Annotated in this window: 11 protein-coding genes; 7 read left to right on the forward strand and 4 right to left on the reverse strand. The window is 75.3% G+C overall.

Annotation, left to right across the window (positions count from 1 at the left end):
• Positions 1–17: 17 nt before the first annotated feature.
• The 6 genes from MTO99_RS17640 to MTO99_RS17665 are packed head-to-tail and all read left to right on the forward strand — an operon-like array spanning position 18 to position 8,118.
• Complete coding sequence (locus MTO99_RS17640; RefSeq protein WP_243555449.1) at positions 18–983, forward strand: AAA family ATPase; 966 nt, start codon at positions 18–20, stop codon at positions 981–983.
• Entirely contained in the window at positions 980–2,347 is a 1,368-nt protein-coding gene (locus MTO99_RS17645) for a DUF58 domain-containing protein (RefSeq protein ID WP_243555450.1), read from the forward strand. Before MTO99_RS17640 ends, MTO99_RS17645 begins: the two co-directional genes overlap by 4 nt.
• On the forward strand, positions 2,344–4,884 hold the full coding sequence (locus MTO99_RS17650; RefSeq protein WP_243555451.1) for a transglutaminase domain-containing protein: 2,541 nt from the start codon (positions 2,344–2,346) through the stop codon (positions 4,882–4,884). The genes MTO99_RS17645 and MTO99_RS17650 overlap by 4 nt, the downstream gene beginning before the upstream one ends.
• Positions 4,881–6,566: a DUF5684 domain-containing protein gene (locus MTO99_RS17655; RefSeq protein WP_243555452.1), complete on the forward strand. Its 1,686-nt coding sequence runs from the start codon at positions 4,881–4,883 to the stop codon at positions 6,564–6,566. Before MTO99_RS17650 ends, MTO99_RS17655 begins: the two co-directional genes overlap by 4 nt.
• A complete protein-coding gene (locus tag MTO99_RS17660) occupies positions 6,563–7,390 on the forward strand; it encodes a PP2C family protein-serine/threonine phosphatase (protein ID WP_243555453.1) in 828 nt (275 codons plus the stop codon). The genes MTO99_RS17655 and MTO99_RS17660 overlap by 4 nt, the downstream gene beginning before the upstream one ends.
• Positions 7,390–8,118 carry a hypothetical protein gene (locus MTO99_RS17665; RefSeq protein WP_243555454.1) on the forward strand — a complete coding sequence of 243 codons (729 nt, stop codon included), beginning with the start codon at positions 7,390–7,392 and terminating at the stop codon, positions 8,116–8,118. The genes MTO99_RS17660 and MTO99_RS17665 overlap by 1 nt, the downstream gene beginning before the upstream one ends.
• A gap of 9 nt (positions 8,119–8,127) precedes the next feature.
• On the opposite strand, the gene MTO99_RS17670 is transcribed toward MTO99_RS17665, so the two are convergent.
• Positions 8,128–9,507, reverse strand: a complete 1,380-nt coding sequence (locus tag MTO99_RS17670) for an MFS transporter (protein WP_243555455.1) — start codon at positions 9,505–9,507, stop codon at positions 8,128–8,130.
• 56 nt (positions 9,508–9,563) lie between these two features.
• Here MTO99_RS17670 and MTO99_RS17675 point away from each other — a divergent pair, with 56 nt between their 5' ends.
• Positions 9,564–10,523 (forward strand): ArsR/SmtB family transcription factor, encoded by a 960-nt coding sequence (locus MTO99_RS17675; protein ID WP_243555456.1) that lies wholly within the window; start codon positions 9,564–9,566, stop codon positions 10,521–10,523.
• Positions 10,524–10,549: 26 nt separating this feature from the next.
• Here MTO99_RS17675 and MTO99_RS17680 read toward each other — a convergent pair whose 3' ends face one another.
• From MTO99_RS17680 to MTO99_RS17690, 3 genes are read right to left on the reverse strand one after another with little or no spacing between them, the layout of a single operon-like run.
• Positions 10,550–11,524 (reverse strand): NADP-dependent oxidoreductase, encoded by a 975-nt coding sequence (locus MTO99_RS17680; RefSeq protein ID WP_243555457.1) that lies wholly within the window; start codon positions 11,522–11,524, stop codon positions 10,550–10,552.
• Between the two features lie 45 nt (positions 11,525–11,569).
• Complete coding sequence (locus MTO99_RS17685) at positions 11,570–12,343, reverse strand: alpha/beta fold hydrolase (protein WP_243555458.1); 774 nt, start codon at positions 12,341–12,343, stop codon at positions 11,570–11,572.
• The gene (locus MTO99_RS17690) at positions 12,340–13,053 is read right to left on the reverse strand and encodes a YqaJ viral recombinase family protein (protein ID WP_435520772.1); all 714 of its coding nucleotides are present in this window, start codon (positions 13,051–13,053) and stop codon (positions 12,340–12,342) included. The genes MTO99_RS17685 and MTO99_RS17690 overlap by 4 nt, the downstream gene beginning before the upstream one ends.
• Positions 13,054–13,097 lie beyond the last annotated feature (44 nt).

Genomic DNA, 13,097 nt, shown 5'->3' on the forward strand with positions numbered 1-13,097 from the left:
CGAGAGGACCCGACCCCATGACGATCGCCCCAGTCCAGACGACCTGGTTCGCCGAGACGTTCGCCCTGCTGGCCGACAACGTCGAGCAGGCGATCCTCGGCAAGCGGCACGTCATCGAGCTCGTGCTCGCCACCGCGATCAGCAAGGGCCACGTGCTGCTCGAGGACTACCCGGGCACCGGCAAGACGGCGCTCGCCCGGTCGATCGCGCAGACCGTGCACGGCACGAACGCGCGCATCCAGTTCACGCCCGACCTGCTGCCCGGCGACGTCACCGGCATCACCGTGTTCGACCAGAAGCGCGGCGAGTTCGAGTTCCACGCCGGGCCGGTGTTCGCGAACATCGTGCTCGCCGACGAGATCAACCGCGCCAGCCCGAAGACCCAGTCGGCGCTGCTCGAGGTGATGGAGGAGGGCAACGTCACCATCGACGGCGTGACCCGCCCCGTCGGCGACCCGTTCCTCGTGATCGCGACGCAGAACCCGATCGAGCAGGGCGGCACCTACCGCCTGCCCGAGGCGCAGCTCGACCGGTTCATGATCAAGACCTCGGTGGGCTACCCCGACGAAGCCGCGACGCTGCGGATCCTGCAGGGCGTGGCCGAGCCGCGCGGCGACCTCGACGCGGTCGCCACCACCGACACGCTCGTCGCGATGAGCGACCTCTCGCGCGGCGTGTACGTGAACCCGCTCATCTCCGACTACATCATGCGGATCGTCGACGCGACCCGCCGCGCGAGCGAGGTGCGCCTCGGCGTCAGCGTGCGCGGCGCGATCGCGCTGTCGAAGCTCGTCATGACCTGGGCCGCCGCACGCGGCCGCAGCTTCGTCACCCCCGACGACGTGCGCGAACTCGCGGTGCCCGCCCTCGCCCACCGCCTCGTGCTCGAGCCCGAGGCCGAGTTCGACGGCGTCACCGCGGTCGCGGTCGTCGGCCAGATCCTGCTCGACGTCGCTCCGCCCCGGGAGAACGGCACCCTGTGACCTTCCACACCGAGTCGCGGTTGACGCGCACCGCCGCCGCCACGGGCACCGTGACCCGTGCCGGTACGGTGACGCGCGTCTCCCGCGTGCGCCGCGGCCCGGTGGCGAACGCGGTCTGGCGGCTCCGGGTGTGGTGGCTGCGCACCCGGGTCGCGGTGCGCACCGCGGCCGGGTGGCTGCGCGACACGGTGTCGCCGGCGGGTGCCGTGCTCGCGTTCGTCGCGGTCGCCGGGGTCATCGGCGGCGCCGCGTACGGGTGGGTCGAGGCGTGGGCGGCCGCGGCGGTGGCGGCGATCCTGCTCGTCCTGTGCGTGCCGTTCCTGCTCGGCGCGCACGAGTACCGGCTGCAGCTCGAGCTCGACCGCGACCGGGTGGTCGCGGGCTCCGAGGTGCACGGGCGGCTCGACCTGGTGAACGCCGGGCGCCGCACCGCGCTGCCCGGCGTGGTCGACATCCCCGTCGGGGGCGGGCTCGTCGAGGTGCATGTGCCGCTGCTGCGCGGCGGCGCGCACCACGCGCACGAGCTCGCGATCGCCGCCGAGCGGCGCGGCATCATCGACGTCGGCCCGATGACGGTCTCGCGGGGCGACCCGATCGGCATCCTGCGGCGCGAGCAGCGCTGGCCCGACGTGCAACGGGTGCACGTGCACCCCGTGACGGTGCGGATCCCGTCGCTGAGCGCCGGGCTCGTGCGCGACCTCGAGGGCACGCCCACCGGCACCCTCGTCGACGCCGACCTCTCGTTCCACGCCGTGCGCGAGTACGTGCCGGGCGACTCGCAGCGGCACGTGCACTGGAAGGCGACCGCGCGCACCGGCAAGCTCATGGTCCGCCAGTACGAGGAGTCGCGCCACGCGCGCATCGCCGTGCTGCTCGACGTCGACCGTGCCGAGTACGCCGACGACGACGAGTTCGAGACCGCCGTGAGCGCGGCCGCATCGATCGGCGTCCAAGCGGTGCGCGAGGGCCGCGAGGTGTCGGCGGGTGTCGGCGGCCCGCTGCCTGACTTCGGCGGCGACGTGCTGTCGCTGCGCACGCTGCCCACGCTCACGCCGCGGGCGTTCCTCGACGCGATGTCGGGCGTCGAGTCCGGCGATCGGGTGACCAGGGTGGAGCAGGTCGCGACGCTGGCCGCGCAGACGTACGAGCACCTGTCGGTCGTGTTCCTCGTCACGGGCTCGCTCCTGCCGCTGCAGCGGCTGCGGCAGGCCGGCATCACCCTGCCCCCGGGCGTCGGCGTGATCGCGGTGCGCTGCGAGCTCGGCGCCGAGCCGTCGCTGCGGCGCACGCGCGAGGTGCAGGTGCTCACGGTCGGCGCGCTCGGCGACCTCACCCGCATGCTCGCCAAGGGGGTGCTCGGATGACCCGCGGCGAAGCGGTCCGTTCGCGCGCCCGCCGCAGTGCGCCCGCCGAGGGCGCCGCGGTGCGGTGGCTCGGCTTCGGCTACCTCCTCGTCGGTGCGGCGCTCGCCGGATGGGCCGCATGGCCGATCCACGAGGTCGGCCGGGTCTGGCTCGTCGCAGCCACCGGCCTCGGCCTCGGCATCGGTGCGGCGCTCCTCGGGCGCCGGCTCGGCGGCGGCCGGGTGCTCGGCGCCCTCGTGACGACCGCGCTCGCCGCGCTCGGCTACGTGCTCGTCGTGGTGCCGGTCGCGGTGCCGCACGCCATGGGCTCGCTCGAGACGTGGGCCCGGGGCATCCGCGACGGCGCGACCGGCATCGTGCTCGGCTGGAAGCAGGTGCTCACGCTCGAGCCCCCGCTCGGCGACTACCAGGCCGTGCTCGTCCCGTTCCTCGTCGTCACCGTGGTCGCCACGACGATCGCGGCGTTCCTCATCGACCGCGGCGGGCGCGCGGCGCCGTTCGCGGTGCTGCCGGTGCTCGCGATGAGCGTCTACGGCATCGCGTTCGGCACCAGCGCGGTCAGCGAACCGCTTCGGCTCGCGGGCGTCGAGCTGGCGGCCGCGCGCGAGATCGCGATCGGCGTCGCCGGGCTGGCTGCGGCGGGCGCCTGGCTCGTCGCACGATCCCGGATGCTCCGCCGGCGCTCGCTCGCTCGTGCCCGCGCCACGACGGTGCGTCAGGGCGCCGCGTCGGCCGGCCCGGCGGTGCGTCGCAACCTGCTCGCCGCCTCGCTCGTCGTCGTCGCCCTGGTCGGCGGCGTCGCCGCCGCGCCCGCGGTCGCGTCGCTCGGCCCGCGCACGGCGCTGCGCGACGAGGTCGAACCGGCGGTCGTGATGCAGCAGCAGGCCAGCCCGCTCGCCGCCTACCGCTCCTGGTTCACGGCCGACCTGCTCGACGAGACCGTGCTCACCGTGTCGGGGGATCTCGACGCGTTCGACCGGCTGCCGTTCGCCGCGCTCGAGGAGTTCGACGGCGAGGTCTTCCACGTCGACCCCGAGGCCCGGTACACGCGGCTGCCGCGCAGCGCCGACTCCGGTGCGGGCCTGGCCGAGCTGGAGGTGGTCGTCGGCGGCGCCTACTCGGGGGTCTGGGTGCCCGCGCCGCCGACGCTCGCAGCGGCGCCGGTATTCGAGGGCGACCGCGCCGAGGTGCTGGCCGACGGGTTCCACGTCACCGCCGACGGCGGTGCGGTCGAGGTCGCCGACGCCGACGGCGTCACCGGCCTGCGCGCGGGTGACCGGTACCGGCTCGTCGCCGAGCCCACCGCCGACGCCGGCGAGGCGCGTTCGGCGTTCGCATCGTCGGCCGGCGGCGAATCCGCGCTCGACGCCGAGGCGTACCCGTCGCTCACCGAGTGGGTCGATCTGCAGGAGGTGCCGCGCACCGGCGCCGGCTATCTCGAGCTGGTCGAACAGCTGCGCGCCCGCGGGTACCTGAGCCACTCCGTCCTCGCCGACGACGAGGCCGAACCGTGGATCTCGCGGCTCGCCGCCGAGACTGGCTACTCCTTCCTGCCGAGCTACGCCGGGCATTCGCGGGCCCGCATCGAGGAGCTGTTCGCCGAGCTCGTCGATCAGCAGCGCCGGGCCGGCGCCGAACCCGCCGACGAGCTGCTCGTCGCCGGCGTCGGCGACGACGAGCAGTTCGCCGCTGCGGCCGCTCTGCTCGCACGCCAGTTCGGCTTCGAATCGCGGGTGGTGCTCGGGGTCCGGCTGCCGGGTTCCGGTGAGTCGACCACGGCCGCCCCGGTCTGCGACGGCACCTGCACGGGCGCCTCGCTCACCGCGTGGGCCGAGGTTCGCGCCGGCTCTGGGGCCTGGGTGAGCGTGGACGCCTCGCCGCAGTTCGCGGTGCACCCGAACCGGCTCGCCGAGGGGGAGCAGCTGCCGAAGCATCCGACCGTCCCCGACGACGCCCGCAGCGAGCCGCTCGACCCGCCGCCCGCCGAGAACGACGCGGCCGATACCGTGCCGCCGCCGGCCGACGACCCGGCCGAGGCGGGCGCCGTCTGGGTGCGCACCGCCGGGTACGTCGGCGCGGGCGTGCTCGCCGCGCTGCTGATCGTGCTGCCGTTCGCGGCCGTGGTGATCGCCAAGACCGCTCGGGCGCGTGCCCGCAGGTCCCTCGGCGACCCCGAGCTCTCAGCGGTGTCGGCGTGGGAGGAGCTGCGCGACCGGTACGCCGACGAGGGCATCGTGCTCGACGACCGCGGCGGGCGGGCGCGCGGCGCAGCGGCGATCGGCCGACCTCGTGCCGCAGCGCTCGCCGAGGTCGTCGACCGCGCCGTGTTCGCCGCCGACGCCGCCGATCCCGCGCTGGCCGACGAGGCGTGGCGACTCGTCGACGCCGAACGCCGAGAACTCGCCGCCGAGCGCCGCCGGCTCGCCGGACTGCGCGCCGCCCTGACCCTGCGTTCGCTCCTGCAGCGGGTGCGCCCGACCGCCGCACCGCGCACGAGCGCGAACCGCCTGACCCATCCGAAGGAGATCACCTCGTGACCGATCCCGAAGCCGCTGCCGGCGCGGCACTGCTGCTGCTGGCGCTGATCCTGGTCGAACTGCTGTTCGTCGCGGCCTGGTACGTGTGGACCGGCCTCTCGTTCTCGCGCCTGTTCCGACGGATGTCGGCCGAGCCCTGGCGAGGATGGGTGCCGGTGCTGAACACCGCCGAGGTGCTCGCGCTCGGCGGTGTGTCGCGCTGGTGGGTGCTGCTGTTCGCGGTGCCGATCGCGAACCTCTACGCCCTGTTCCTGTACATCGTCGCGGCGAATCGCGTCGGCCGGCTGTTCGGCAAGGGCGCCGGGATGACCGTGCTCGCCGTGCTCGTGCCGCCGCTGTGGGCGACGCTGCTCGGCTGGGGCAAGGTCGCACCCGACCTCGAGCACGGGCGGTTCCCCTCGGCGCCGGCGCCGGCCAGAGTCTCGACCGCGACCGGCCCGCTCGCGACCGTCGCCCAGCCCGGCGCGCCGATCGGCGGCGCGCCGGCCGCGTGGCCCGCCGATCCGTACACGCCGTTCGGCGCACCCGCGGCGCCGGGCCAGTACGGCGCACCCGCGGCGCCGGCGCAGTACGGGGTGCCGAGCCCGGCCGCGTCGTACGAGCCGGTCGCGCCGGCCCTCCCCGAGCCGTCCGTCGCCCCCGGACCCCCGCCCGCGAGCGTGGTGGACCAGGCTGCGCCGAACCCCTGGGCGCCCGTGGACGCGCAGCACGTCGTGCCGCCGTCGGCACCGTACTCGCCGGCCGCGTACGGCGCGCCGGTGGAGCCGGCCGGGTACGGCGCGCCCGCGCCGGCCGACCCGGCCGCGTACGGTGCGCCCGCGCCGGCCGACCCGTACGGGTACGCGGCCCCGGCCGCACCGGCCGACCCCTACGGGCAGGCCGCACCGGCCGACCCGGCGGCGTACGCCGCGCCCGCCCCGGCCGACCCGACCGCGTATGCGGCCCCGGCCGCGCCGGCCGCGTACCCCGCGCCCGCCCAGCACACCGAACCGTACCCGCAGACCGCCCCCGCCCCCGCCCCCGCACCGGCCGAGCCGCTGCCGGGGTCGGGGTCGCTGCCGGGGTCGGGCATGATCGTGCCGCCGGCCGGCATCATCGGCGCCGACGCAGGCGGCACGGGGCATCCGCCCGCCGCGCCGGCGCAGCCCGCGTGGTCGACACCGCAGACCGACGCGGGCAGCGCCCCGGCCGCAGCGTGGTCGGCCCCGGCCGTGCCGGTCGACGAGGTCGACGGCGCCACGGTGCTGCGCCTCGACGACGCCGCCCTCGACGAGGCGCGCCGGCAGGCGCCGGCCGACCCCGAGCCGTACGCCGACGACGACTACGAGGCGACGGTCGTGGTCGATCGCCGGCCGAAGGTCGCCTGGCGGCTCCGGCTCGACGACGGCAGCGAGCTCGCGCTCACCGGTGACCGGGTGCTGCTCGGGCGCAACCCGGCTGATGCCGCGACCGGCGAGCAGCGGCTCGCGGTGCCGGACTCCACCCGGACCCTGTCGAAGACGCACGCCCGGCTCGAACTCGTGGCCGGGCAGTGGGTCATCACCGACCTGGGCTCGACGAACGGCGTGCTCATCGACGTCGGCGGCGAGGAGCAGCTCATCGACGCCGGCGTGGCGACGCCGGTTCCGGGCCGGTTCGTGCTCGGCAAGCTGGGCATGCAGATCGTGGCGGGCACCCCATGACCGGCGCAGTCATCCTCAGCGTCGGCTCGGCGACCCATCCCGGGCGGCGTCGCGAGGTGAACGAGGACTCGTTCCTCGCGCGCGCCCCGGTGTTCCTCGTCGCCGACGGCATGGGCGGCTACGAGGCCGGTGACCGGGCGAGTCGCGCGGTCGTGGAGGCGTTCGACGAGACGGTCGCCGACGGCGACCGCACGACGATCGAAGCGGTGCGCGATGCGCTCACCGGCGCCGACGAGGCGGTCGCCTCGATCGCCGCCGACACGACCCGCGGGGCCGGCAGCACCGTCACCGGCATCGCGCTCGTCGACTCAGACGGCACGCCGAGCTGGCTCGTGTTCAACGTGGGCGATTCGCGGGTCTACCGGCATTTCGGCACCGAACTGCAGCAGCTGACCGTCGACCACTCGCTCGCCCAGGAGCTCGTCGACGACGGATCGCTCGCACCCGAGGACATGCGCTCGTACGCGCAGCGCAACGTCATCACCCGGGCGATCGGCGCACCCGACAGCACGGCGGACAGCTGGCTGCTGCCGGTGACCAACGGCGAGCGGCTGCTGCTGTGCTCCGACGGCCTGACGAGCGAGGTCTCCGACGAGGCGATCCGCGCGACGCTGACGATGTCGGGTCGCCCCGAGTCGGCGGCCGAGGCGCTTGTCGCCCGCGCCAACGAGGCGGGCGGGCGCGACAACATCACCGTCGTGGTGGTCGACGTGGTCGCCGGCGGGCTGACCCAGGCGTTCGCCGGCGAGCCGACCTCGACCTCCGCCCCGGCGGAGTCGACGCTCGATGCGACCACCATCCCGGTGCGCGAGGTGCGGGGCTGATGTCCGAGACCCGCAACCCCGTGGATCCTGCGCCCGGTGAGGTCGAGGAGCGCACGTTCGTGATCGAGCGACCGCGTCCGTCGGTCGAGCCGTACGCCGACTTCGAGGAGCGCACGATCGTCGTCGGGCGCGACCCGGTCGATGTCGACGACGACGCCGCGTTCGACCGCACGATCGTGGTCGGCCCGGCCGACGGCCCGGCCGGCGACCGGGGCGGTGCCGGAACCGGCGGTCGAACCGGCGGCGGGACCGGCGCCGATGCAGGCGCCGGGGCCGACGAGTTCGATCGCACGGTCGTGGTGGGTCGTGCCGGGATCGCGGTCGCGGCCGACGCGCTCGACGAGGAACGCACCATCGTGCCCGGCGCCGCGGCGCACGGCGCGGACGCGACCGTGCAGACGGGCCGGGGGCGCGCGCCGGTCGGGCCGCGTCGTCGTCGGCGCACGCTCACCCCCGCACCCCTCGACCCCGCGACGCTGCGCCCGTCGGTGCCGGGCCGCGGTGCGGGTGCCGTCGAGGCCTACCCTGCGCGACCGGTGCCCACCCGCATCACGCCGATGCCGGTCGTCATGGACGAGACCCCGCCGACCCGCGACGTCGGCGCGAAGCCGTCGGTGGCCCGTCGTGCCCGTCGCGACGCCGTGGCCGGACTGGTCGCGGTCGGAGCATCCGTCGTCCTCTCGGTGAGCGGTCTGATCGCGCTCGCCCTGATCGTCCCGTTGCTCTGACCCGGGCGGTCACTCCGCCACCGCGACCGCCGCACCGGCGCCCGCCGACGCGGCCGACGCCTCGCCGGCCCGCTCCTGCGCGCCCGCCGCGGCTCGCGCGATGACCCACACGCCGAGCCCCGAGACCAGGAAGACCGCGGCCAGCACGCCCCAGCCGAGCACGCCGTGCCGGTCGACGGTCGCGGCGACCAGCAACGGCGCCAGCATCGCGCCGATCGAGAAGCCCATGCCGAACACGCCCTGGTAGGTGCCGGCGCGCACCGGGTCGGCGAGTTCGAAGCTGAGCCCCCACCCGCCGGCCTGCGAGAGCACCTCCGCGAACGCGTGCGCGAGCGCGGCCGTCACGATCACGACCACCGCGACCCAGGCGGGCTGCCCGGTCGCCGCCGCGTAGACGAGGCAGGCCGCGGCCATCAGCCAGGCGGCGATCGCCGACACCCGGCCGGCCCGGCGCAGGTCGTGGGTGCCGTTCGCGAGCGGCACCTGGAACAGGATCACGACGATCGTGTTGAGGATGAGCACCGCCGACATGAGCACCTCGGGGGCCTCGGTGGCGTGGGCGATCCACAGCGGTACGGCGAGCTCGCCGACGCCGAACTGCATCGCGAACACGGCGCAGAGGGCGGTGAGGGCGAGGTAGCGCGGGTCGCGCCACGGCGAGTGGGCGGCACGCGCCCGCCGGGCGGCGCGCTTCGTCGCGACGGTGTCGGTCGAGCCGGTCGCGGTGAGCACCGGGTCGGATGCCACGGTCACGGGCTCGTCGACCGTCGCGGGCAGCCGCACGAGGGCCAGCAGCCCGAGCAGGAAGGCGGCCGCGGCGAACAGCAGCAGCCCGCGGTACGCCTCCGCGGTGCCGAGGGTGAGGGCGATCGCCCCGAACCCCGAGCCCACCGCGATCGCGAGGTTCGTGACGGTGCGCAGCACCGCGCGGGCGTGCACCCTGGCCTCGCCGACGAAGGCCCGGGCGATGATCGCCATGCGGGTCGAGTTCGCCGCCTGACCGAAGCCGCCGACGAACGCGGCCACCGCGAGCGCCGAGGCGAAGTCGCCCACGAACGCGTACCCGGCCAGTCCGAGCCCTTCCAGCGTGGTGAACGCGAGGATGAGCCGCCGCGGCGGCAGACGGTCGGCGAGCCATCCGCCCGCGAGCGACGCGAGCACGCCGATGCCGCTCGAGACGGCCAGCACGATCGCGACCTCGTGTGCCGGCAGGTGCACGATGAGCGTGAAGTACAGCACCGTCACGGTGAGGAACACGCCCCGGCCGATCCGGCTGATCATGGTGGCGGTGACGAGGATGCGCAGCACCGGGTCGGAGAGCGATGCGGTGATGCGGGCGAACAGCGAGGCGGTGGCGGGATCTTCGGGGGTTCGGGGGGATCGGCTCACTGCTCAGTTCTGCCATCGACCGGATGCCTCGCGAAACCGATGTAGCGTAGTGCTTCATGTTGCGGTATCTCCTCACCGAGGACGACCTGGGCGCGGTGCGGTTCGGGCTGTCGCCGCTGTGCGAGCTCGGGTTGAGCCTGCGCGCCATCCGCGACCCGTCCCGGTTCCCGCTGCAGGTGGGCTGGCTGCGTCGCACCGAGTCGGCGCGCGAGCGGCTCGACATGCGCGTGCTCGGCGCGCTCATCGACGAACGGCTCTGGACCCCCGACTTCCTGAACCCGCGGCCGACCTCGCCGCTGACCCGCCTCGAAGACGAACTCGCGGCGCTCGCGGCGACGCCGCGCGAGGTGTTCCGCGCCGACCTGGTCGGCGTGCACGGGCGGGTGCCCGAGGTGTTCGAGGGGTCGAGCCGGCGCGCGCTCGCCCGCATCGTCCGCGAGCTCACCCGCCTGTGGGAGACCTGCTTCGAGCCGTACTGGCCGCGGATGCGCGCCGTGCTCGAGGCGGACATCGCCTACCGCGGCCGCCAGGTCGCCCAGTCGGGCGTCGCGACGATGCTGAACGGCCTCTCGTCGCGGATCGTCTACGAGCACGGGTTGCTGAGCGTGATGCTGCGCGACCCGACCGAGCGCGCTCGCCCGGTCGGCGGCGAGGGGCTCACGCTCGTGCCCACGATGTTCACCCGGCGGGCGTCGGCGCCGATCGGCGACGGCCCGCCGATGATCATGTACTCGGCGCGCGGCCAGGGCACGCTCTGGGAGTCCGAGCGGGTCGCCAACCCCGCCGCGGTCGCCGCGATCCTCGGCGATGCGCGGGCCAGCCTCCTCACCATGCTCGGCGACCCGGCATCCTCGACCGAGCTCGCCGTGCGTCTCGACGTCACCCCGAGCGCGGTCAATCAGCACCTGCGGGTGCTGCGCGCGGCCGGGCTGCTCACCTCGTCGCGGTACGGCCGCAGCGTGCTCTATCTGCGCAGCGACCTCGGGACGGCGCTGCTCGAGGGCGCCACCGGCTGACCTCGCGCGCTGGTGTTCCCCGGCCGCTAGCTGGGGTCGGGCGCCACCCGAAGCACCAGCTTGCCGCGCACGTGCCCCGCCTCGAGCCGCCGGTGCGCCTCGGCCCCCTCGGCCAGCGGGAACTCGCGGTCGACGTGCACGCGCACGGCGCCGTCGTCGATGAGGCGGGTGATCTCGGCGAGCACGCGCGCGTCGGGCGCGACGACGTACCCGGTGGCGCGCAGCCCGCGAGCGGCGGCCTCCTCGGCCATCGTCGGCCAGGACCCGGTCGGCACGTTCACCAGCACGCCGTCGGGATGCAGCACCTCGAGCGAGCGGGTGCCGGTGTCGTCGGCGACGTTGCCGATCAGGTCGATCACCGCATCCTGCTCGCCGGCGACCTGCTCGAACCGCTCGCTCGTGTAGTCGATGACCCGACTCGCGCCGAGCGAGCGCAGGAATTCCGTGTTGCGCGCCGAGCCGGTCGCGGTGACCTCGGCGCCCGCGTGCGCGGCGAACTGCACGGCGAAGTGCCCGACGCCGCCGGCCCCGGCGTGCACCAGCACGCGCGTGCCGGCGCGCACCTTCGCGGTGTCGAACACGGCGCCCCAGGCGGTGAGCGCGGCGAGCGGGATCGCCGCGGCCTCGACGAAGCCGAGCGATTCGGGCATGGGCGCGACGCTGAGCGAGGTGACGGCGAGGTACTCGGCGTAGCTGCCCGGCACCCGCGGCACCCGGCCCATGCCGTACACCCGGTCGCCGGGTCGCAGCGGGTGCGCGGCGTAGGGCGCCTGTTCGACGATGCCCGCGAAGTCGAAGCCGAGCACGGCGGGCCAGGCGGCGAGCGCCCCGGACACGCCGCGGCCCGCGCGCGTCTTCGCATCGATCGGATTGACGCCGGCGGCGATCACCCGCACCAGCACCTCGTCGAGCACGCGCTGCGGGCGCGGCGCATCGGCGAGGCGCAGTTCATCGGGTCCGCCGGTGCGGTCGAGGACGAGGGCTCGCATCGTGTCGGTCATGGATCCTCCCGGTGGGTGCGTTCGAGGTCGAGGGTGCGGCCGCGTTCACTCGGCGGCGAGGAAGCGGCCGACGACGGCGTGGATGGCGCGGGTCTGCGCGGGCAGGCCGGCGTCGCGGGCCGGCACGGTGGCGAGCGGGGCGTCGAGCCCGGCGGCCCAGCGCTGGGCGATCGGCAACGGATGCACCGGATCGCGTTCGGCGCCGACGACCAGCGTGCGGATGCCGGCTCGGGCGGATGCGGCCAGTTCGGCGTCGTCGGCGAAGGCGCGGTTGCGGGGGATCTCGACGAGTCGGATGGCGCGGGGCGCCGCGTCGGGCGCCGTGAACTGGGCGAGCAGCGCCCGACCCCCGGCCGGCGAGGCGTGCGCGACCCGCTCGTACAGCTCGGTCGAGCGGAACAGTTCGGCGCCGTCGGGCCCGGCCTCGGCGAGCATCCCGCCGATGACGGGGAACGGGCGCAGATGGTCGGGCAGCGACCGGTCGTCGAACGACGGGCGCAGGTACACCGCTCGGCGGATGCGCAGGAGCCCGTCGAGCGCGAGCCGCAGACCGATCGCCGCCCCCATCGAGATGCCGATGACGGTGAGCGGGCTGTCGTCGCCCTCGAGTTCGGGCAGGGCGCGCCGGGCCACGTCGTCGGCGAGCCGGTCGAGCCCGAAATCGGCGGGGGCGCCGATCTCGGGGTGCGCGCCGTGCGCGCGCACGTCGAGCGCGAGCACGCGTTCGCTGCGCCCGGGGGAGGCGGCGAGCACGGGCGCGAGCAGGTCGAGCGGCTGGCGTCGGTCGGAACCGAGGCCGTGCAGGAGCAGCACCGTCACGCGAGCGGCCCGGGCCGGTAGTAGGAGCGGTCGCGCCCGGCGGGCGCCGTGACGGATGCCGCGTCGGGGGCGATGGTCGCGAGCAGCTCGTTCGCCAGGCCGATGAGGATCGCGATCTGGTCCTCGTCGCGGTCGACCCAGCGGCACTGCGGTTCGCCGACGGGGACGAAGGCGTCGTGCTGTTCCCACACGACCAGGGTGCGCTCGGCGCCGAGCACGTACTGCTGCCACCACACCTGACGCAGATAGCCGCGCGGGATGCCCCGCCACGGCTTGGAGGTGGTCTTGATCTCGCACAGCTCGACGGCGCCGCGCTCGGTGACGCGCAGCCCGTCGGGCGTCGCGAGGTGGCGCTGCTCGCCGTCGGCGTGGAACAGCAGCGTCGACGGATCGATGCCGTACTGCTCGCGCACCCACCCGGCGATGACGGGTTCGCGTTCGCGGCCGTGGTCGGTGAATCGGCTGCCGCCGAACCCGCGCCCGCCGGTGCCGTGCAGTTTCTCCCATGCGGCGGTGCGCACCGAGTTGCGGCCGGCGAGCTTCGCGGCATCCGTCGCGGTGACCCCGCGCGACCGTGCGCGCAGCCAGGCGACCCGGTCGCCCGAGTCGGCCACGATGCGCCGCTCGTGCGGGTGCGGCCCGCGGATCGCGGCCGCGACCGCCGGTGCACGCTCGTCGAGGTCGAAGAGGGCGAACGGCTGGTCGGTCACCCTCCGAGGGTACTCGCCGCCGGCCCCTGCCCCACGCCCGACGC

Origin of the sequence: Agromyces larvae (assembly GCF_022811705.1) — a bacterium.
In the GTDB taxonomy this organism is placed as follows: Bacteria; Actinomycetota; Actinomycetes; order Actinomycetales; family Microbacteriaceae; genus Agromyces; species Agromyces larvae.

What these genes read in the sequence shown, in the direction of transcription:
- MTO99_RS17660 (WP_243555453.1), top strand. Translation starts at nt 6,563, where the DNA reads ATGACCGGCGCAGTCATCCTCAGCGTCGGCTCGGCGACCCATCCCGGG.
- MTO99_RS17675 (WP_243555456.1), top strand. Translation starts at nt 9,564, where the DNA reads ATGTTGCGGTATCTCCTCACCGAGGACGACCTGGGCGCGGTGCGGTTC.
- MTO99_RS17650 (WP_243555451.1), top strand. Translation starts at nt 2,344, where the DNA reads ATGACCCGCGGCGAAGCGGTCCGTTCGCGCGCCCGCCGCAGTGCGCCC.
- MTO99_RS17640 (WP_243555449.1), top strand. Translation starts at nt 18, where the DNA reads ATGACGATCGCCCCAGTCCAGACGACCTGGTTCGCCGAGACGTTCGCC.
- MTO99_RS17680 (WP_243555457.1), bottom strand. Translation starts at nt 11,524, where the DNA reads ATGACCGACACGATGCGAGCCCTCGTCCTCGACCGCACCGGCGGACCC.
- MTO99_RS17665 (WP_243555454.1), top strand. Translation starts at nt 7,390, where the DNA reads ATGTCCGAGACCCGCAACCCCGTGGATCCTGCGCCCGGTGAGGTCGAG.